Annotated in this window: 17 protein-coding genes; 10 read left to right on the top strand and 7 right to left on the bottom strand. The window is 59.7% G+C overall.

Translation table 11 applies throughout. The features are described from left to right. Positions 1-100: 100 nt before the first annotated feature. Entirely contained in the window at positions 101-1285 is a 1185-nt protein-coding gene (locus P3G59_RS20745; RefSeq protein WP_277758776.1) for a thiolase family protein, read from the top strand. A gap of 102 nt (positions 1286-1387) precedes the next feature. Here P3G59_RS20745 and P3G59_RS20740 read toward each other — a convergent pair whose 3' ends face one another. Continuing rightward, positions 1388-1591 carry a DUF6316 family protein gene (locus tag P3G59_RS20740; protein WP_277758775.1) on the bottom strand — a complete coding sequence of 68 codons (204 nt, stop codon included), beginning with the start codon at positions 1589-1591 and terminating at the stop codon, positions 1388-1390. Between the two features lie 210 nt (positions 1592-1801). On the opposite strand from P3G59_RS20740, the gene P3G59_RS20735 reads away from it, so the two are divergent. After that, complete coding sequence (locus P3G59_RS20735; RefSeq protein WP_277758774.1) at positions 1802-2755, top strand: DMT family transporter; 954 nt, start codon at positions 1802-1804, stop codon at positions 2753-2755. Between the two features lie 87 nt (positions 2756-2842). On the opposite strand, the gene P3G59_RS20730 is transcribed toward P3G59_RS20735, so the two are convergent. Next, positions 2843-4237, bottom strand: coding sequence for a class II fumarate hydratase (locus P3G59_RS20730; protein WP_277758773.1), 1395 nt, complete (start codon positions 4235-4237; stop codon positions 2843-2845). Positions 4238-4430: 193 nt separating this feature from the next. Here P3G59_RS20730 and P3G59_RS20725 point away from each other — a divergent pair, with 193 nt between their 5' ends. The 7 genes from P3G59_RS20725 to P3G59_RS20695 all read left to right on the top strand — a co-directional run bounded on the left by P3G59_RS20725 (position 4431) and on the right by P3G59_RS20695 (position 12267). After that, on the top strand, positions 4431-4952 hold the full coding sequence (locus P3G59_RS20725; RefSeq protein ID WP_016986973.1) for a DUF2059 domain-containing protein: 522 nt from the start codon (positions 4431-4433) through the stop codon (positions 4950-4952). 12 nt (positions 4953-4964) lie between these two features. Continuing rightward, complete coding sequence (locus tag P3G59_RS20720) at positions 4965-5264, top strand: BolA family protein (protein ID WP_007908388.1); 300 nt, start codon at positions 4965-4967, stop codon at positions 5262-5264. A gap of 102 nt (positions 5265-5366) precedes the next feature. After that, positions 5367-6308 carry a rhodanese-related sulfurtransferase gene (locus P3G59_RS20715; RefSeq protein ID WP_277758772.1) on the top strand — a complete coding sequence of 314 codons (942 nt, stop codon included), beginning with the start codon at positions 5367-5369 and terminating at the stop codon, positions 6306-6308. Positions 6309-6343: 35 nt separating this feature from the next. Further along, complete coding sequence (locus P3G59_RS20710) at positions 6344-6946, top strand: DsbA family protein (protein ID WP_277762185.1); 603 nt, start codon at positions 6344-6346, stop codon at positions 6944-6946. After that, the gene (locus P3G59_RS20705; RefSeq protein WP_277758771.1) at positions 6939-8765 is read left to right on the top strand and encodes an ABC transporter ATP-binding protein; all 1827 of its coding nucleotides are present in this window, start codon (positions 6939-6941) and stop codon (positions 8763-8765) included. Before P3G59_RS20710 ends, P3G59_RS20705 begins: the two co-directional genes overlap by 8 nt. A gap of 201 nt (positions 8766-8966) precedes the next feature. Continuing rightward, a complete protein-coding gene (locus tag P3G59_RS20700; RefSeq protein ID WP_277758770.1) occupies positions 8967-11426 on the top strand; it encodes an EAL domain-containing protein in 2460 nt (819 codons plus the stop codon). A gap of 46 nt (positions 11427-11472) precedes the next feature. After that, positions 11473-12267, top strand: a complete 795-nt coding sequence (locus P3G59_RS20695) for an iron-containing redox enzyme family protein (protein WP_141127058.1) — start codon at positions 11473-11475, stop codon at positions 12265-12267. Between the two features lie 138 nt (positions 12268-12405). Here P3G59_RS20695 and P3G59_RS20690 read toward each other — a convergent pair whose 3' ends face one another. The 5 genes from P3G59_RS20690 to P3G59_RS20670 form a co-directional block, all read right to left on the bottom strand. Continuing rightward, positions 12406-13332: a GGDEF domain-containing protein gene (locus P3G59_RS20690; protein WP_277758769.1), complete on the bottom strand. Its 927-nt coding sequence runs from the start codon at positions 13330-13332 to the stop codon at positions 12406-12408. A 362-nt stretch (positions 13333-13694) separates the two neighbouring features. After that, entirely contained in the window at positions 13695-14435 is a 741-nt protein-coding gene (locus P3G59_RS20685; RefSeq protein ID WP_277758768.1) for a YciK family oxidoreductase, read from the bottom strand. A 74-nt stretch (positions 14436-14509) separates the two neighbouring features. After that, positions 14510-15181 (bottom strand): N-acetylmuramic acid 6-phosphate phosphatase MupP, encoded by a 672-nt coding sequence (gene mupP / locus P3G59_RS20680; protein ID WP_277758767.1) that lies wholly within the window; start codon positions 15179-15181, stop codon positions 14510-14512. 4 nt (positions 15182-15185) lie between these two features. Continuing rightward, positions 15186-15884, bottom strand: coding sequence for a bifunctional 2-polyprenyl-6-hydroxyphenol methylase/3-demethylubiquinol 3-O-methyltransferase UbiG (gene ubiG / locus P3G59_RS20675; protein ID WP_277758766.1), 699 nt, complete (start codon positions 15882-15884; stop codon positions 15186-15188). A gap of 57 nt (positions 15885-15941) precedes the next feature. Then, positions 15942-17276: a TRZ/ATZ family hydrolase gene (locus P3G59_RS20670; RefSeq protein ID WP_277758765.1), complete on the bottom strand. Its 1335-nt coding sequence runs from the start codon at positions 17274-17276 to the stop codon at positions 15942-15944. Positions 17277-17384: 108 nt separating this feature from the next. Between P3G59_RS20670 and mtnA the strand changes: the two genes are divergently transcribed. Beyond that, positions 17385-18461 carry an S-methyl-5-thioribose-1-phosphate isomerase gene (mtnA, locus tag P3G59_RS20665; RefSeq protein WP_277758764.1) on the top strand — a complete coding sequence of 359 codons (1077 nt, stop codon included), beginning with the start codon at positions 17385-17387 and terminating at the stop codon, positions 18459-18461. Positions 18462-18627: the final 166 nt, after the last annotated feature.

Below are 18627 nucleotides of genomic sequence, written 5' to 3'. Positions count from 1 at the left end.
GATGGGCACGCATACGCGGGGTGAATGATTGTCGCGGTCGGTAATCGGGTGGACTTATGCTCAGGTCCACTCTCAACTGACTACAACAATGAGGTATGCCATGCGTGAAGTGGTGATCGTCGACAGCGTGCGGACTGGCCTGGCCAAATCCTTTCGCGGCAAGTTCAACCAGACCCGTCCCGATGACATGGCGGCCCATTGCGTCAACGCCCTGCTTGAGCGCAACGACATCGACCCGGCCAGCGTCGAGGATTGCATCGTCGGCGCCGGCTCCAACGAAGGCGCGCAGGGCTACAACATCGGCCGTAACGTCGCGGTGCTCTCGCGTCTGGGTACCGGCACTGCCGGCATGACCCTCAATCGTTTCTGTTCGTCGGGTTTGCAGGCGATCGCGATTGCCGCCAACCAGATTGCCTCGGGGTGCAGCGACATCATCGTCGCCGGCGGTGTCGAGTCGATCAGCCTGACGATGAAAAGCGTCAACACCGATCACCTGATCAACCCTGTGCTCAAGCAGCAGACGCCGGGCATCTACTACACGATGGGCCAGACTGCCGAAGTGGTGGCGCGCCGTTATGGCGTCAGTCGTGAAGCGCAAGATCGTTATGCGCTGCAGAGTCAGATTCGCACGGCGGCGGCGCAGGCCGCCGGGTTGTTCAACGATGAAATCGTGCCGATGGCGGTGAAGTATCGTGTCGAGGACAAGAACACCGGTGAGGTGCAGATTCTCGATGGCGTCGTCGACCGCGACGACTGCAACCGTCCGGACACCACCTATGAAAGTCTCGCTGGACTAAAACCGGTATTCGCCGAGGACGGTTCGGTGACGGCGGGCAACTCGTCGCAACTGTCCGACGGTGCGTCGATGACACTGGTGATGAGCCTGGAGAAAGCGTTGCAGCTGGGCCTCAAGCCGAAAGCGTTTTTCCGTGGTTTCACCGTGGCCGGTTGCGAGCCGGACGAGATGGGCATCGGCCCGGTGTTCTCGGTGCCGAAACTGCTCAAGGCCAAGGGCTTGCAAGTGGCGGATATCGATCTTTGGGAGTTGAACGAGGCGTTCGCTTCGCAGTGCCTGTACAGCCGTGATCGGCTGGAGATTGATAACGAAAAGTACAACGTCAATGGCGGCTCGATTTCCATCGGTCACCCGTTTGGCATGACCGGATCGCGGCAGGTCGGGCATCTGGTGCGTGAGTTGCAGCGGCGTAATGTGCGTTACGGCATCGTGACCATGTGCGTGGGCGGGGGGATGGGCGCGACGGGGTTGTTTGAGGCGGTGCGTTAAGGCAGGAAGAGTTTTGTAGACTGGTGGATTGCTATCGCGAGCAGGCTCACTCCTACAGTTGGAATGCGTTCCCCTGTAGGAGTGAGCCTGCTCGCGATGGCATCAGCTGGGTGTCCGGTTGGAATCCTGTAGCTGCATCCGCGCGATATAAGCCTTTATTTCCTGCTCAGCCTGCTCGGGACTGTCGAAAGGCCCCTCAAGGGTATTTTCCCGCGTGCTGAAAAACAGTTCGCCATTGACCCGGCACACCCGGTCGCTGCGAAAGCGCATGGCGGGGGCGTTGTCCTGGGCGCGCATTCCTAACATGAGCGGTCTCCTTGGCTGATGCGCTGAAAGGGATCCAATGAGCTTATGCCTGAAGTACTTGGCGCGCCTGCCCAGCCGATCAACGGCAACGCGTCAATTTAATGCTGCGACCTGCACAGTTTCATTCGCGTCCTGGCCTTAACTGTCCCTGTGTGTCGACCCATGGCGCGCCTAGAATGGGCGCACTTGTCAGCAGGCTTTGGGGTTTCCATGCACATTTCATCCGGTCGCTGGGTCTACGGTCTGTTCCTGGCGCTGCTGACCGCGTTTCTGTGGGGCATCCTGCCGATCAAACTCAAACAAGTGTTGCTGGTGATGGACCCGATCACGGTGACCTGGTTTCGCCTGCTGGTGTCCGGCGGCTGCCTCTTCATCTATCTGGCGGCGGTGAAACGCCTGCCGAGTCGCAAAGTACTGGGACCCAAAGGTGGCTGGCTGGTGCTGATGGCGGTACTTGGGCTGGTCGGCAACTACGTGTTGTACCTGATGGGTCTGAATTTGCTCAGCCCCGGCACCGCGCAACTGGTGGTGCAAATGGGCCCGATCATGTTGCTGATCGCCAGCCTGTTTGTGTTCAAGGAGCGCTTCAGTATCGGCCAGGGGATTGGTCTGGCGGTGCTGTTGATCGGTTTTGTGTTGTTCTTCAATCAGCGGCTGGCCGAATTGCTGACCTCACTGTCGGATTACACCGCAGGGGTTTTGCTGGTGCTGTTGGCGTCGACGGTGTGGACCTTCTATGCGCTGGGCCAAAAGCAATTGCTGACGGTGTGGAATTCGTTGCAGGTGATGATGGTGATCTACCTGTTCTGCGCACTGTTGCTGACGCCGTGGGTGCATCCGCTCGAAGCGCTGAGTCTGAGTCCCTTGCAGGGCTGGCTGCTGCTGGCGTGCTGCATGAACACGCTGATTGCCTATGGCGCGTTCGCTGAAGCGCTGGCGCATTGGGAGGCGTCGCGGGTCAGTGCGACGTTGGCGATTACGCCATTGGTGACGTTTGGTGCGGTGGCGATTGCGGCCGGGGTCTGGCCGGAGTATGTGCATGCCGAGCAGATCAATGGTCTGGGTTATGGTGGTGCGGTGCTGGTGGTACTGGGCTCGGCGCTGGTGGCGTTGGGGCCTTCGTTGATTGCGGGGCTCAAGGCGCGACGGATGCGTATGGCCTGAAGATCAAAAGATCGCAGCCTGCGGCAGCTCCTACATTGGAACGCATTCCACCCTGTAGGAGCTGCCGCAGGCTGCGATCTTTTGCTTTTAACCCTTGGCGCCAGCCTCGATCATGTTCTCCGGCCTAACCCACGCATCAAACTGTTCGTCAGTCAGATAACCCAGCTCCAGCGCGGCCTCACGCAAGGTCAGCCCTTCGCTGTAAGCCTTCTTGGCGATTTCCGCCGACTTGTCGTAACCAATGTGCGGGTTCAGCGCCGTCACCAACATCAACCCACGCTCCAGATGCCGGGCCATGACTTCGGCGTCAGGCTCCAGTCCGGCAATGCAGTGCTGCTGGAAGTTGCTGCAACCGTCGGCAAGCAAGCGAATCGATTGCAGCAGGTTGTGGATGATCACCGGTTTGAACACGTTCAACTGCAAGTGACCCTGACTCGCGGCTATGCCGATGGTCACGTCGTTGCCCAGTACCTGACAGGCCAGCATCGACAGCGCTTCGCACTGGGTCGGGTTGACCTTGCCTGGCATGATCGAACTGCCCGGCTCATTCGCCGGCAGCCGCACTTCGGCAAACCCTGCGCGTGGGCCGGAGCCGAGCAGACGCAGGTCGTTGGCGATTTTCATCAGCGCCACGGCGAGGGTTTTCAGTGCACCCGACAGGCTGGTCAGTGGTTCGTGGCCGGCGAGGGCGGCGAACTTGTTCGGTGCAGTGACGAAGGGTAGGCCGGACAACGCCGCCAGTTCGGCGGCAATCGCTTCACCAAAACCGTGCGGCGAATTCAAACCGGTCCCGACCGCGGTACCGCCCTGAGCCAGTTCACACACCGCCGGCAGTGCCGCGCGAATAGCCCGTTCGGCGTAATCCAGCTGCGCGATAAAACCGGACAATTCTTGACCGAAGGTGATCGGCGTGGCGTCCATCATGTGCGTGCGCCCGGTCTTCACCAGTTTCATGTGCCGCGCCGCCAGTTCGGCGAGGCCGCCGGACAACTCGGCAATCGCCGGCAGCAGTTGCTCCTGCACGGCTTGCGCGGTGGCAATGCTCATGGCGGTGGGGAAGCAGTCGTTGGAACTTTGCGAGCGGTTGACGTGATCGTTGGGGTGCACCGGCGTCTTGCCGCCGCGTGGATTGCCGGCCAGTTCGTTGGCGCGACCGGCGATCACTTCGTTGACGTTCATGTTGCTCTGGGTGCCGCTGCCGGTCTGCCAGACCACCAGTGGAAACTGGTCGTCGTGCTGGCCGTCGAGCACTTCGTCGGCGGCCTGTTCGATCAGGCGGGCGATGTCGGCGGGCAGGTCGCCGTTACGATCGTTGACCCGTGCGGCGGCTTTCTTGATCAGGGCCAGGGCATGCAGGACCGGCAGCGGCATGCGTTCCTGACCAATGGCGAAGTTGATCAGCGAGCGTTGCGTCTGAGCACCCCAGTAGGCGTCGTCCGGGACTTCGATCTGGCCCAGGCTGTCGGTTTCGATACGGCTCATCGTGCACACTCCTGTTGGTCTGTTTGCGCAGTTTAGGCCCGGTCGGGCCCAGGTGGTTCCCTCGATCCGATTGTTGACCGGTAAAACCCCGCCAATCAAGCGCGGCAAGGCTCGGGGGTTGAGCCACGAGGTTTTTTAGGCGCAGAATGGTCGCCCTTGGGGTTTTACCTCGCCTAGCTGAAAAGGAAACTCGATGACTCGTCTTCGTGCCATCTGCACCGCGGTTGCACTGGTTTGCGCCAGCGGCCAGGTGCTTGCCGATACCGCCAGCCACAACGCCAGTGCTGAAGCTTTCCTGACCCTGGCGCACGCTGACAAGCTGGGCACTCCGGTGTACATGCAAGTGCAGCAAATGTTCGCTCAGCGTTTTGAACAGACCAAAGCCCCGGAAGCCAAGAAAGCCGTACTGGAAACCTACCAGGCCAAGGCCAACGCCGCGCTCGACCAGGCCATCGGCTGGAACAAGCTCAAGCCTGACATGGTCAAGCTCTACACCACTAACTTCAGCGAATCCGAGCTCAAAGACCTGGTCGCGTTCTACCAGTCGCCACTGGGCAAGAAAGTCCTGGAAAAAATGCCGCAGCTGACTCAGCAATCGGCCCAGATGACCCAGGCCAAACTGGAAAGCGCCGTACCTGTCGTCAACAAGCTGCTCGACGACATGACCAAAGAGCTGGATCCGAAAGGCGCTGCTGCGCCGGCCAAGAAGAAGTAAGCGGAGTTCGTGATGACCATGCAACAACGCATCGAATCGACGCTGGCCCTGCTTCAGCCGGAGCACCTGCAAGTGCTGGACGAAAGCCACATGCACAGTCGCGGGTTACAGACGCACTTCAAGGCCGTGGTAGTCAGCGCGCAGTTCGACGGCCTGAACCGGGTCAAGCGCCACCAGAAAGTCTACGGCACGCTCGGCGAGCTGATGGGCGAGTTCCATGCGTTGGCGCTGCACACCTACACCCCGCAGGAATGGGCAGAGATCGGCGCCGCCCCGGCGTCGCCAACCTGTGCCGGCGGCAGCAAGCATTAAGCTTCGGTTTTTTGCTAGAATCCGCAACGCGCCGCTCACCCGGCGCGTTTTTTTTTGAATCCGGTTCACCCTTTGCGAGGGTAGCCACCTGGAGAAATACCCATGACACAACCGATTGTCGTGGCGGCACTGTATAAGTTCGTCACCCTCGAAGATTACGTTGACCTGCGCGAGCCCCTGCTGCAAGCGATGGTCGACAACCAGATCAAAGGCACCCTGCTGATTGCCGAAGAAGGCATCAACGGCACGGTTTCCGGCAGCCGCGAAGGCATCGACGGACTGCTCGCCTGGCTGAAGAACGACCCACGCATGATCGATATCGATCACAAAGAGTCGTACTGCGACGAACAGCCGTTCTATCGCACCAAAGTGAAACTGAAGAAAGAGATCGTCACCCTCGGTGTCGAAGGCGTCGACCCGAACAAAAAGGTCGGTACTTACGTCGAGCCGCAGGACTGGAACGCGTTGATCAGCGACCCGGAAGTACTGTTGATCGATACGCGCAACGACTATGAAGTGTCGATCGGCACCTTCGAAGGCGCCATCGATCCGAAAACCACCAGTTTTCGCGAATTTCCCGACTACATCAAAGAACACTTCGACCCGGCCGTGCACAAGAAGGTCGCGATGTTCTGCACCGGTGGCATTCGCTGCGAGAAAGCCTCGAGCTACATGCTCGGCGAGGGCTTCGAAGAGGTTTACCACCTCAAGGGTGGCATCCTGAAGTACCTTGAAGAGGTGCCGCAGGAAGAAACCAAGTGGCAGGGCGACTGCTTCGTGTTCGACAATCGCGTGACCGTGCGTCACGACCTCAGCGAAGGCGACTACGATCAATGTCATGCCTGCCGCACGCCGGTCAGTGTTGAAGATCGCGCCTCCGAGCACTATGTGGCCGGTATCAGCTGCCCACATTGCTGGGACAAGCTCAGCGAGAAAACCCGCCGCAGCGCCATCGATCGGCAGAAGCAGATCGAACTGGCCAAGGCGCGCAACCAGCCGCACCCGATCGGCTACAACTACAAGCAAGCATCCACCGAGGCTTAACCATGTCTGCGCGCCTGCTCTATGTGATGGATCCGATGTGTTCGTGGTGCTGGGGGTTTGCTCCGGTGGCCAAGGCATTGGTCGAGCAGGCGCACGCAGCCGGTGTGGAGTTGCATCTGGTGGTTGGCGGTTTGCGCACCGGCAGTGGCTCGGCGCTGGAACCGACCACGCGTCGCTACATTCTTGAGCATTGGCAAGCGGTCACTGAAGCCACCGGCCAGCCATTCAAGTTTGACGGCGCGTTGCCCGACGGTTTTGTCTACGACACCGAGCCTGCCTGCCGGGCGATTGTCACGGCGCGCAGTCTGGCGCCGGATTGCGCGTGGACATTGGTCGGGCTGATCCAGCAGGCGTTTTATGCTGAAGGTCGCGACGTTACCCAGGCCAGCGTTCTGGTCGAGTTGGCGGAGAAGGCTGGTGTGCCGCGTATCGAATTCGCGGCATTGTTCGATCATGCCGAGCAGCACAAAGCGACGCAGGCCGATTTCAGTTGGGTGCAGGATCTGGGCATCGCCGGTTTCCCGACCTTGCTGGCCGAGCGCAACGGTCAACTGGCGCTGCTGACCAACGGCTACCAACCGCTCAGTGAGCTGTCGCCATTGCTCGGCCGCTGGCTGGAGCGTGCGGCCTGTGTCTGATCGGGCCGATGACACGCCAGCCGTAAAGCGTGTCGACCGGCTGAGCTGGGCAGAAGTCCGGCGACTGGCACTTCATCACAAGAAATCCCTGTGGATCGCGAATGGCGTAGCCGTTCTGGCGACGCTGTGTAGCGTGCCGATTCCGTTGCTGCTGCCGTTGCTGGTGGACGAAGTCCTGCTCGGCCACGGCGACGCGGCATTGAACGTCATGAACCATGTGCTGCCGACGATGTGGCAGCAAGCGGCAGGTTATATCGGCTTGATGCTGGTAGTGACGCTGACCCTGCGTTGCAGCTCGCTGTGCTTCGGTGTGTTGCAGTCGCGGCTGTTCGCACGGCTGGCCAAAGACATCGTTTATCGCATTCGCGTGCGTCTGATCGAACGGCTCAAGCGCATTTCCCTCGGCGAATACGAAAGCCTGGGCAGCGGCACGGTGACCACGCACCTGGTCACGGACCTCGATACCCTCGACAAATTCGTTGGCGAAACCCTCAGCCGCTTTCTGGTGGCGATGCTCACGCTGGTCGGCACCGCGAGCATCCTGATGTGGATGCACTGGAAACTCGCGCTGCTGATTCTCCTGTTCAACCCGTTGGTGATCTACGCCACGGTGCAGTTGGGCAAACGCGTCAAACACCTGAAGAAACTCGAGAACGACAGCACGGCGCGCTTCACTCAGGCGTTGAGCGAAACCCTCGATGCGATTCAGGAAATACGCGCCGCTAATCGTCAGGGTTTCTTCCTCGGGCGACTCGGCTTGCGCGCGCAGGAAGTGCGTAATTACGCGGTCAACTCGCAGTGGAAAACCGACGCCTCCAACCGCGCCAGTGGTTTGCTCTTTCAGTTCGGCATCGACATTTTCCGTGCGGCAGCGATGCTCACGGTATTGTTTTCCGATCTGTCGATCGGCCAGATGCTCGCGGTGTTCAGTTACCTGTGGTTCATGATCGGCCCGGTCGAACAACTGCTCAATCTGCAATACGCCTACTACGCGGCGGGCGGGGCGCTGGCGCGGATCAACGAGCTGCTGGCGCGCGCCGATGAGCCGCAATATCCGGGCGGCATTGATCCGTTCAAGGGCCGTGACACCGTCGGCATTCAGGTTCAGGGCCTGAGCTTCGGCTATGGCGATGAACTGGTGCTGGATCAGCTGAATCTGTCGATTGCCCCTGGTGAAAAAGTCGCGATTGTCGGCGCCAGTGGTGGCGGCAAAAGCACCCTGGTGCAGTTACTGCTGGGGCTGTATACGCCGCTGTCCGGCACGATCCGTTTCGGCGGCTCGACTCAGCAGGAAATCGGCCTGGAAACAGTACGGGAAAACGTCGCGGTGGTGCTGCAACACCCGGCGCTGTTCAACGACACTGTGCGCGCCAACCTGACCATGGGCCGCACCCGCAGTGACGAAGCCTGCTGGCAAGCGCTGGAAATCGCTCAGTTGGATGCAACCATCCGCGCGTTGCCCAATGGCCTGGACAGTATTGTCGGGCGCTCCGGCGTGCGCTTGTCGGGCGGTCAGCGCCAACGACTGGCCATCGCGCGGATGATCCTCGCCGAGCCGAAAGTCGTCATCCTCGACGAAGCCACCTCGGCCCTCGACGCCGCCACCGAATACAACCTGCATCAGGCCATGGCGCGTTTCCTCAATGGCCGCACCACGCTGATCATTGCCCATCGACTGTCGGCAGTGAAGCAGGCTGATCGCGTGCTGGTGTTCGACGGTGGTCAGGTTGCCGAAGACGGTGATCATCAGCAATTGATTGCCGACGGTGGCCTGTATGCCAAGCTCTATGGTCACCTGCAGCAGATCCAGCGCCCTTGAGTTTCGGTTCGGTTTCTGCGCTTAGTGCTTGAATTGCATTGAGTAAAATCAACCGGAACGCTCAAGCAGACCCGCCATATGCACAATCGACCTAGAGGACGGCAGAGCTGTCCCTTTGACTTGTCGAAAATTAGCCTAGGCTGAGCTGTCAGGAGCGGGATTTTCCGGTGTTCATCTGGCAGTGCTTGCGCAAGGGATCTCATGAAGCAAAAGCGGACTCTCGGAACGCCACGGTTGTTGGGCATCGTCTGGCCATTTATTGCCGTCGTGTTGTTTCAAGCGTTACTGGGGGGCGTGAGTCTTTACGTGCTCTCGGCCGTTCGCGGTTATGTCGCTGGCGAAAGTCTCTGGTCCAAGGGCCAGAAAGACGCGATCTACTACCTTAATCTGTACGCCGACAGCCGCGACGAGGCGATTTTCCTCAAATACCGCAACGCGATTGCCGTGCCGCAAGGCGGGCATCAGTTGCGCCTGGCGCTGGATCATCAACCGCCGGATCTGGCCGCAGCGCGCGAAGGTATTCTCAAGGGCGGCAACCACCCGGACGACGTCTCCAGCCTGATCTGGCTGTACCTCAACTTCCGCCATTTCAGTTACCTGGAAACCGCGATTGACCGCTGGACGGTCGGCGATGCCTACCTGGTCGAACTGGATAACGTGGCGCAGGAGATGCACCGCAGCATTTCCGATAACACGGCCAGCAGCACCGATATCCAGCGCTGGAAGGCGCGGATTTTCGCCATCAACGATGGCGTGACCCCGGCGGCGAGAGCCTTCAGCGATGCCCTCGGCGAAGGCTCGCGGATGATTCTGCGGCTGCTGTTGTTAACCAATCTGGCCACGGCGCTGGGGCTGATCGTGCTGGCCTTGTGGCGCACGCACAAATTGCTCAAGCAGCGCCACGCGTTTGCCGAGGCGCTGCAACTGGAGAAGGATCGGGCGCACGTCACGCTGCATTCGATCGGCGATGGCGTCATCACCACCGATGTTAGCGGTGCCATCGATTACATGAACCCTGCCGCCGAGGCCATGACCCACTGGAAGGCCGAGCAGGCGGCCGGCCTGCCACTGGCCGCGCTGTTCAACTTGCTCGACGACAATGCCCAGGCCGAGGGCTTGACCCTGATCGAGCACATTCTCAGTGGCCAGCTAAGTGGCGGCAGCGAGCATTCAAAACTGATCCAGCGCCTGGACGGCACGACGTTGTCGGTGACGCTGGTCGGCGCGCCGATCCGCAATGCCGGCAAGGTCAGCGGCACGGTGCTGGTGCTGCATGACATGACTCAGGAACGGCAATACATCGCCAATCTTTCGTGGCAGGCGACCCATGATGCGCTGACCGGTCTGGCCAACCGTCGTGAGTTCGAGTATCGCCTGGAGCAAGCGCTGTACAACCTCACGCGGCAAGCCGGGCGGCATGCGCTGATGTTCCTCGACCTTGATCAATTCAAACTGGTCAACGACACCTGTGGTCACGCCGCCGGTGATGAGCTGTTGCGGCACATTTGCACATTGCTGCAATCGGGGCTGCGCGAGGGCGATACGCTGGCGCGACTCGGCGGTGACGAGTTCGGCATTTTGCTGGAGAACTGTGCACCGGAGGCGGCGGAAAAGATTGCCGAAGCACTGCGTCAGACGGTGCAGAATCTGCACTTTGTCTGGAAGGGGCGGCCGTTCCTGACCACCGTGAGCATTGGTCTGGTGCATATCGCACAGACCCCGACGACCCTCGAAGCCTCGTTGCGCGCCGCCGATATGGCCTGCTACATGGCCAAGGAAAAAGGCCGCAACCGGGTGCAGGTCTACCACGCCGATGACTCCGAGCTGTCGCTGCGCTTTGGTGAGATGGCCTGGGTGCAACGCCTGCACATGGCGCTGGAAGAAAACCGCTTTTGTCTGTACGCCCAGGAAATCGCCCCGCTCAAGCCGGGCGACAACCAGGGTGGGCACATCGAGATTCTGCTGCGTCTGCATGATGAAGCCGGGCGGATGATCCTGCCGGACAGTTTCATTCCCGCTGCAGAGCGCTACGGTTTGATGAGTCAACTGGACCGTTGGGTAGTTCAGAACGTATTCAAGGTTATTGCTCAATGTATTGCACAAGAACATCAAGAGCCTTTAGCGATGTGTGCGATTAATCTGTCAGGCATTACTATAGGAGATGACGCGTTTTTGCACTTTCTGCGAGAGCAGTTTGTTAACTATGCAATACCGCCTGAAATGATTTGTTTTGAAATTACAGAAACCAGTGCAATTGCAAATCTGGGCAGCGCAATTAGATTTATTAATGAACTCAAAGGCTTAGGTTGCTACTTTTCGTTAGATGACTTTTGCGCCGGAATGTCTTCATTCGCTTATCTGAAACATTTGCCTGTAGACTTCCTGAAGATCGACGGGAGTTTCGTAAAGGATATGCTGGACGACCCGATTAACCGCGCAATGGTCGAAGTGATCAATCACATCGGGCATGTCATGGGTAAGCAGACAATTGCCGAGTTTGTTGAAACAACCCAGATCGAGCAGGCATTGCTTGAAATTGGTGTGGATTACGCTCAGGGTTATGTTATAGAACGCCCACAGTTGTTTACCTGCGACAGTTTGCAAAGTCGGCCCGCCAGACCGCAACCGCTGTTATTCAAAGCGCCTGGCACGTTCCGTTGAAGTCTCTTGCCGATCCTTACAATCACAAATCAAAAGGAGCCGAACAGTGATCGACACATTCAACCGAACCGGACCACTCATGGAAGCTGCAAGTTATCCAGCCTGGGCGCAACAGCTCATACAGGATTGCAGCGAGAGCAAGCGCCGGGTTGTCGAACATGAACTTTACCTGCGCATGCGTGATAACAAACTCAGCGCCAGAACCATGCGCCAGTACCTGATCGGGGGCTGGCCGGTGGTTGAGCAGTTTGCGTTGTACATGGCGCAGAATCTCACCAAAACCAGGTTTGCCCGTCACCCGGGCGAAGACATGGCGCGGCGCTGGCTGATGCGCAATATCCGCGTTGAACTCAATCATGCGGATTACTGGGTGCATTGGAGCCGCGCACACGGTGTCAGTCTGGAAGACCTCCAGGCTCAACAGGTGCCGCCTGAGTTGCATGCCTTGAGTCATTGGTGCTGGCACACCAGTTCTGCCGATTCGCTGATCGTCGCCATTGCCGCCACCAACTATGCCATCGAAGGCGCGACCGGGGAGTGGTCGGCGCTGGTCTGCTCCACCGGCGTGTATGCCGCAGCGTTTCCCGAAGAGGATCGCAAGCGGGCGATGAAGTGGCTGAAGATGCATGCCCAGTACGACGATGCGCATCCTTGGGAGGCGCTGGAAATCATCTGCACGCTGGCGGGGATGAACCCGAGCAAGGCCTTGCAGGCCGAACTGCGTCAGGCGGTGTGCAAGAGCTATGACTACATGTATCTGTTTCTGGAGCGCTGCATGCAACTGGAGACGTCGGAACGCTTGCTGGTCAATCGAGAGCGCAGGGCGGTAGTCGAGAGCTGATTGACCGATTCACCGCGTAAAAATGTAGGAGTGAGCCTGCTCGCGATAGCGGACTGTCAGTCAACATCAGTGTTGAATGGCAGATCGTCATCGCGAGCAGGCTCACTCCTACAGTGGTTTTGGGGTGTCTGAAAGGCCTTAGCCCGCCATCGCCAACCGGTTACGACCCTCGCGCTTGGCCACATACAGCGCACTGTCGGCACGGCGCAGCAAGCTGTCGGCCGATTCGCCGGGCAGTAACGTCGAGCATCCCAGACTCACGGTCAGCTCGATCAACTGCCCATCGGCGTAGTACTCAGCCGTCTGTGTCGCATAACGCAGCCGTTCGCCAACCATTGCCGCTGCTTCGCGGCTGGTGTTGGACAGCAGAACCAGAAACTCTTCCCCGCCGTAACGGAACACCATGTCGACGTTGCGCAGCTGTGCCTTGATCGTCGCGGCGATGGCTTTGAGTACGTCATCGCCAGCGCTGTGTCCATGGCTGTCATTGACCCGCTTGAAGTGGTCGATATCGAGCATCAGCAGCGACAACGGTTGTTGATGCCGGCGGGACATATCGATCTCGCGCTGCAGGGTCTGCTCCATGGCGATGCGGTTGCCGGCGCCGGTCAGCGGATCGCGCAGCGCGCTCTGGGTCGCCTCACGGTAAAGCAGGGCGTTGCGCATCGGGTACAGCAAGGATGACAGCAGCGACTCCAACTGCCCTTGTTCCTTGTCGTTGAAGCGCTGATTGCGGCGGAACACCAGTTCGCCCATGTGCTCGCCTTCGTGGCTCAGGCTGTAGCTGACCGAGTGGTGGCCGCGGCTGCCGAACTCCAGGCGCAAATCGCTGCCTTGGTGCACGTAACTCAGTGCGTCCAGTGGCACAAGGCGCTGAACTTCGCGGAAAAACAGACCGAGGATGCGTTGCGGTTCGAGGCTGGTTTGCAGTTGCAGGCTCATTTGCTGGCGCAATTGCGCCAGGCTGGCCGGTCGCTCCAACAAGGGAGGTAGCTGACCAAAGCCCAGGCGTTGCAATTTGGCACTGTCAAAGTCAATTGCATTGGTCTGGGAGGGTGATTTCATATGGCGTGAGCCCCTAAGCAGTAAGTCTGTCTTACAGGCTGGGTGAGAGCGGCTATGGGCTGCGCGTCATACTGATCCATCAGTCCCGTAGGACATTTGGCGTAAGTTTAGTCTGCCGGATGACGATTAGTCAGCTATCGAAATCGGCCTTGCCCCATTGCCTTCACACGGCATGCTTTGAGGAAATTTAGAGCGAAAGTCATGCCATTCGGTTCGGTTTTATTTAAACCGTTCTAAATCAAATGGTTGGCAGATTGATGGCGAATGCCGTGCTGGAAAATTGACTGAATTGTGACGCTCATTAGCGGCAAATGCATGCCGCGACAGGAATCTGCCGCGGCAACAAATGCGACGTATGGCAGTTATTGCGCGTTGAATGCCTGGCCGTTGATGCCTGTACTGTCCGGGCCCATCAGGTACAGGTACACCGGCATGATGTCTTCCGGCGTCGGATTGTTCAGCGGATTTTCTCCCGGATAAGCTTGCGCACGCATGCTGGTGCGCGTACCGCCGGGGTTGATGCTGTTGGAGCGCACTGGCGCCACACCATCGACTTCATCGGCCAGGGTTTGCATCAGGCCTTCGGTGGCGAACTTCGAGACGCCATAGGCGCCCCAGTACGCCCGGCCCTTGCGCCCGACACTGCTGGAGGTGAACACTACCGACGCATCCTGCGACAGCTTGAGCAGTGGCAGCAGGGTGCTAGTCAGCATGAACATGGCGTTGACGTTGACCTGCATGACGCGCATGAAGTTTTCGCCGGACAACTGCTCGATCGGCGTGCGTGGGCCGATGATCGAGGCATTGTGCAGCAAGCCGTCGAGGTGGCCGAATTCGCTCTCGATCATCGCGGCCAACTCATCGTACTGATGGGGCAGGGCGGTTTCGAGGTTGAACGGAATCACCGCCGGTTGCGGGTGGCCTGCTGCCTCGATTTCGTCATAGACCTGCGTCAGGTTCGCTTCGGTCTTGCCCAGCAGCAACACGGTGGCGCCATGAGCGGCATAGGTTTTCGCCGCCGCCGCGCCGATGCCACGACCGGCACCGGTGACCAGAATGACCCGATCCTTGAGCAATTCGGGACGAGCGGAATAATCAAACATAAAAACCTCATCAAGAGTCAGATCGTTCCCACGCTCCGCGTGGGCATGCAGCCAGGGACGCTCTGCGTCAGGTCTCAGCAACTGCAAAGCGCGCTATCGAGCACCTTGCGCAGCTCCGACGGATGATCCACCACGACATCCGCACCCCAGTGGCGCGGATTGTCGTCCGGGTGAATGTAGCCAAACGTCACCGCAGCGGTTTTCGTCCCGGCATCGCGCCCCGATTCGATATCGCGCAGATCATCGCCTACAAACAGCACCGTCGACGGATCCAGATCAAGCATCTTGCACGCAAGGATCAACGGTTCCGGATCCGGCTTGCTGTTCTTCACGTGATCCGGGCAGATCAGCAGCGCCGAACGCTCGGCCAGTCCCAGCTGTTGCATGATCGGCTCGGCAAAGCGCAACGGCTTGTTGGTGACCACGCCCCAGACCAGGTTGGCCTTTTCGATGTCGGCCAAGAGTTCTTCCATGCCGTCGAATAGCTTGCTATGCACGGCGCAGCCAACCAGGTAGCGGCTGAGGAACTCCTGGCGCAGGTCTTCAAAGCCCGGCGATTCCGGGTCCATCGAAAAGGTCACCGCAACCATGGCCATCGCGCCGCCGGAAATCTCGTCGCGAATGTGCTTGTCGTTGATCGGCGGCAAGCCACGATCGGCGCGCATCGCCTGGCAGATAGCGATAAAGTCCGGCGCCGTGTCGAGCAGGGTGCCGTCCATGTCGAAGAGAACTGCTCTGATGGCCATCGGCTTACTCCTCGCGCAGGGTCTGGATCATGTAGTTGACATCAACGTCACTGGCCAGCTTGTAGTGCTTGGTCAGCGGGTTGTAGGTCAGGCCGATGATGTCCTTGACGGTCAGGCCGGCCATGCGGCTCCAGGCGCCAAGCTCGGACGGGCGAATGAATTTCTTGAAGTCGTGGGTGCCGCGCGGCAGCAGCTTCATGATGTATTCGGCGCCGACGATGGCGAACAGGTACGCCTTCGGGTTGCGGTTGATGGTCGAGAAGAACACCTGGCCACCCGGCTTGACCATGCGGAAGCAGGCGCGGATCACCGATGACGGGTCAGGCACGTGCTCAAGCATTTCCAGGCAAGTGACCACATCGAACTGCTCGGGCATTTCTTCGGCCAGGGCTTCGGCGGTGATCTGGCGGTATTCGACGCTGACGCCGGATTCCAGCTGATGCAGTTGCGCGACCGCCAGTGGCGCTTCGCCCATGTCGATGCCCATCACGGTGGCACCGCGTTGCGCCATGGCTTCGCTGAGGATGCCGCCGCCGCAACCGACGTCGAGGACTTTCTTGCCGGCCAGATTGACCCGCTCGTCAATCCAGTTGACCCGCAACGGGTTGATGTCGTGCAGCGGTTTGAATTCGCTTTCGCGGTCCCACCAGCGATGGGCCAGGGCTTCGAATTTGGCGATTTCGGCGTGGTCGACGTTGCTCATGTTCAATTCCTCTAAAACTTCAAAAGGGTTGTAGTCCCGGCGTGGGTGCCGGGGTGTTTACGATTCGGTGTGGCCGCTGATGCGCTGGCCCCAGGCCCGGGCGGTGGCGCCCAGTTGCGCTTCGTCCATGCGCGTCAGACGGCGGTCGTCGAGCAGTTGTTTGCCGGCGACCCACAGGTGTTTCACGCAATCGCGGCCGGTGGCATAAATAAGCTGCGAAACCGGGTCGTACACCGGTTGCTGCGCCAGGCCGGACAGGTCGAAAGCGACGATGTCCGCGGCTTTGCCAATCTCCAGCGAGCCGACTTGCGCTTCGATCCCCAATGCTCGCGCACCATTGAGGGTAGCCATGCGCAGTGCCCGATGGGCGTCCAGCGCCGTGGCCGAGCCGGCAACGGCTTTGGCCAGTAGCGCAGCGGTGCGGGTTTCGCCGAGCAGGTCGAGATCATTGTTGCTGGCCGCGCCATCGGTGCCGACGGCGACATTCACCCCGGCCTGCCACAAACGCTCGACCGGGCAGAAACCGCTGGCCAGTTTGAGGTTCGATTCCGGGCAATGGATCACGCTGGTGTTGCTTTCTACCAGCAACGCCAGGTCGTCATCGCTGATCTGGGTCATGTGCACAGCCTGGAAGCGCGGGCCGAGCAGACCAAGACGACCGAGGCGAGCGAGCGGGCGTTCGCCACGCTGCTCCAGTGCTTGCTGGACTTCGAACGCGGTTTCGTGGACGTGCATGTGGATCGATGCGTCCAGCTCCTCGGCAATCACGCGGATTTTCTCGAGATTCTCGTCGCCGACGGTGTACGGTGCATGAGGGCCGAACGTGATCTTGATGCGTTCGTGATGCTTCAGGTCGCCGAACAGCTCGACACCCTGACGAATGGCTTCATCGGCGCTGCTGGCGCCCGGGATCGGGAAATCAAGGATCGGAATGGCGATCTGCGCGCGAATGCCGCTGTTGTGCACGCGCTCGCTGGCGACTTTCGGAAAGAAATACATGTCCGAGAAGCAGGTGATGCCGCCCTTGATCTGCTCGGCGATGGCCAGGTCGGTGCCGTCCCGAACGAAATCTTCATCGACCCACTTGGCCTCGGCCGGCCAGATATGGTTTTCCAGCCAGGTCATCAGCGGCAGGTCATCGGCCAGGCCACGGAGCAGCGTCATCGCCGCATGGCCGTGGGCGTTGATCAGGCCGGGGGCGAGCAGCACGTCCGGCAGTTCGCGGGTTTCCGTGGCGTTACACTTCAATGCTTCGGCGCGCGGGCCGATAAACACGATGCGACCGTCGCGGATGCCCAGGCCGTGCTCCTTGAGCACAACGCCAGCGGGTTCGACGGGTACCAGCCAGGTCGGCAGCAATAATAAGTCGAGCGCAATGGCAGGTTTCGGCATCGAGGGTCGGTTCCAGTGCTTTTGTAAAGGATGGCGAAGTATACCCGAGCGTCTTCGCGGGGGGATCGCTATAATCGGCGGCTTTTGTTCATGAGTGCGGGGTGAGGGATGCGCGATCGACTGTTGGCTGCGGAGAAAGTAAAGGCCATCGATTGGCGAGATGGCGCGCTCCACCTGCTGGATCAGCGTATTTTGCCGTTCGAGGAAACCTGGATCGCCTACACCAGCGCCGCCGGCGTGGCCGAGGCGATTCGCTCAATGGTGGTGCGTGGCGCGCCGGCCATTGGCATCAGTGCGGCGTATGGCATCGTCCTCGCGGCTCGCGCGCGGATCGCCGACGGTGGCGATTGGTACGCGGCGCTGGAAGAGGATTTCGCCTTGCTGGCCGATTCCCGTCCGACGGCGGTCAACCTGTTTTGGGCGCTGGGTCGCATGCACGATCGCCTTGATCGCTTGAAAGAGAACGCCGATCCGCTGGCAGCGCTGGAAGCCGAAGCCGTCGCCATTCATGAAAGCGATCGCGAAGCCAACCTGACCATGGCGCAATTGGGCGTCGACCTGATCCGCAAGCATCAGGGTAATGCCCAGGCGATTCTGACTCACTGCAACACCGGCGCGCTGGCCACCGGCGGCTTCGGTACCGCGCTGGGGGTGATTCGTGCGGCGTATCTGGAAGGCATGGTCGAGCGTGTTTATGCCGACGAAACCCGTCCATGGCTGCAGGGCTCGCGCCTGACCGCGTGGGAGCTGGCCAACGAAGGCATCCCGGTGACGCTGAATGCCGACTCCGCCGCCGCGCACATCATGAAAACCAAGGGTGTGACCTGGGTGATCGTAGGTGCTGACCGCATCACGGCCAATGGTGACGTGGCCAACAAGATCGGCACCTATCAATTGGCGGTCAACGCCATGCACCACGGTGTGCGTTTCATGGTGGTGGCACCGAGTTCGACCATCGACATGAATCTGGCCAGTGGTGACGATATTCCGATCGAGGAGCGTGACGGTGCCGAGTTGCTGGAAGTCGGCGGCAAGCGTGTCGGTGCGGACGTTGAAGCGTTCAACCCGGTGTTTGACGTGACGCCGGCGGATCTCATCGATGCGATCGTCACCGAAAAAGGCATCGTCGAGCGCCCGGACACCGCGAAAATGGCCCAGTTGATGTGCCGCAAACGCCTGCATTAATGACGGCGTACTCAATGTAGGAGCTGCCGAAGGCTGCGATCTTTTGATCTTGCTTTTTAGAGGCCAGGATCAAAAGGTCGCAGCCTTCGGCGGCTCCAGCAGGTGTTTGTACCCCTAAAAGTCAATAAACATCGCAAAACCAAGCCCGATTTCAGCATTCAAATAA

The organism is Pseudomonas sp. A34-9 (genome assembly GCF_029543085.1).
Lineage (GTDB): Bacteria > Pseudomonadota > Gammaproteobacteria > Pseudomonadales > Pseudomonadaceae > Aquipseudomonas.
This window is presented reverse-complemented; position numbering and strand designations above follow the sequence as displayed.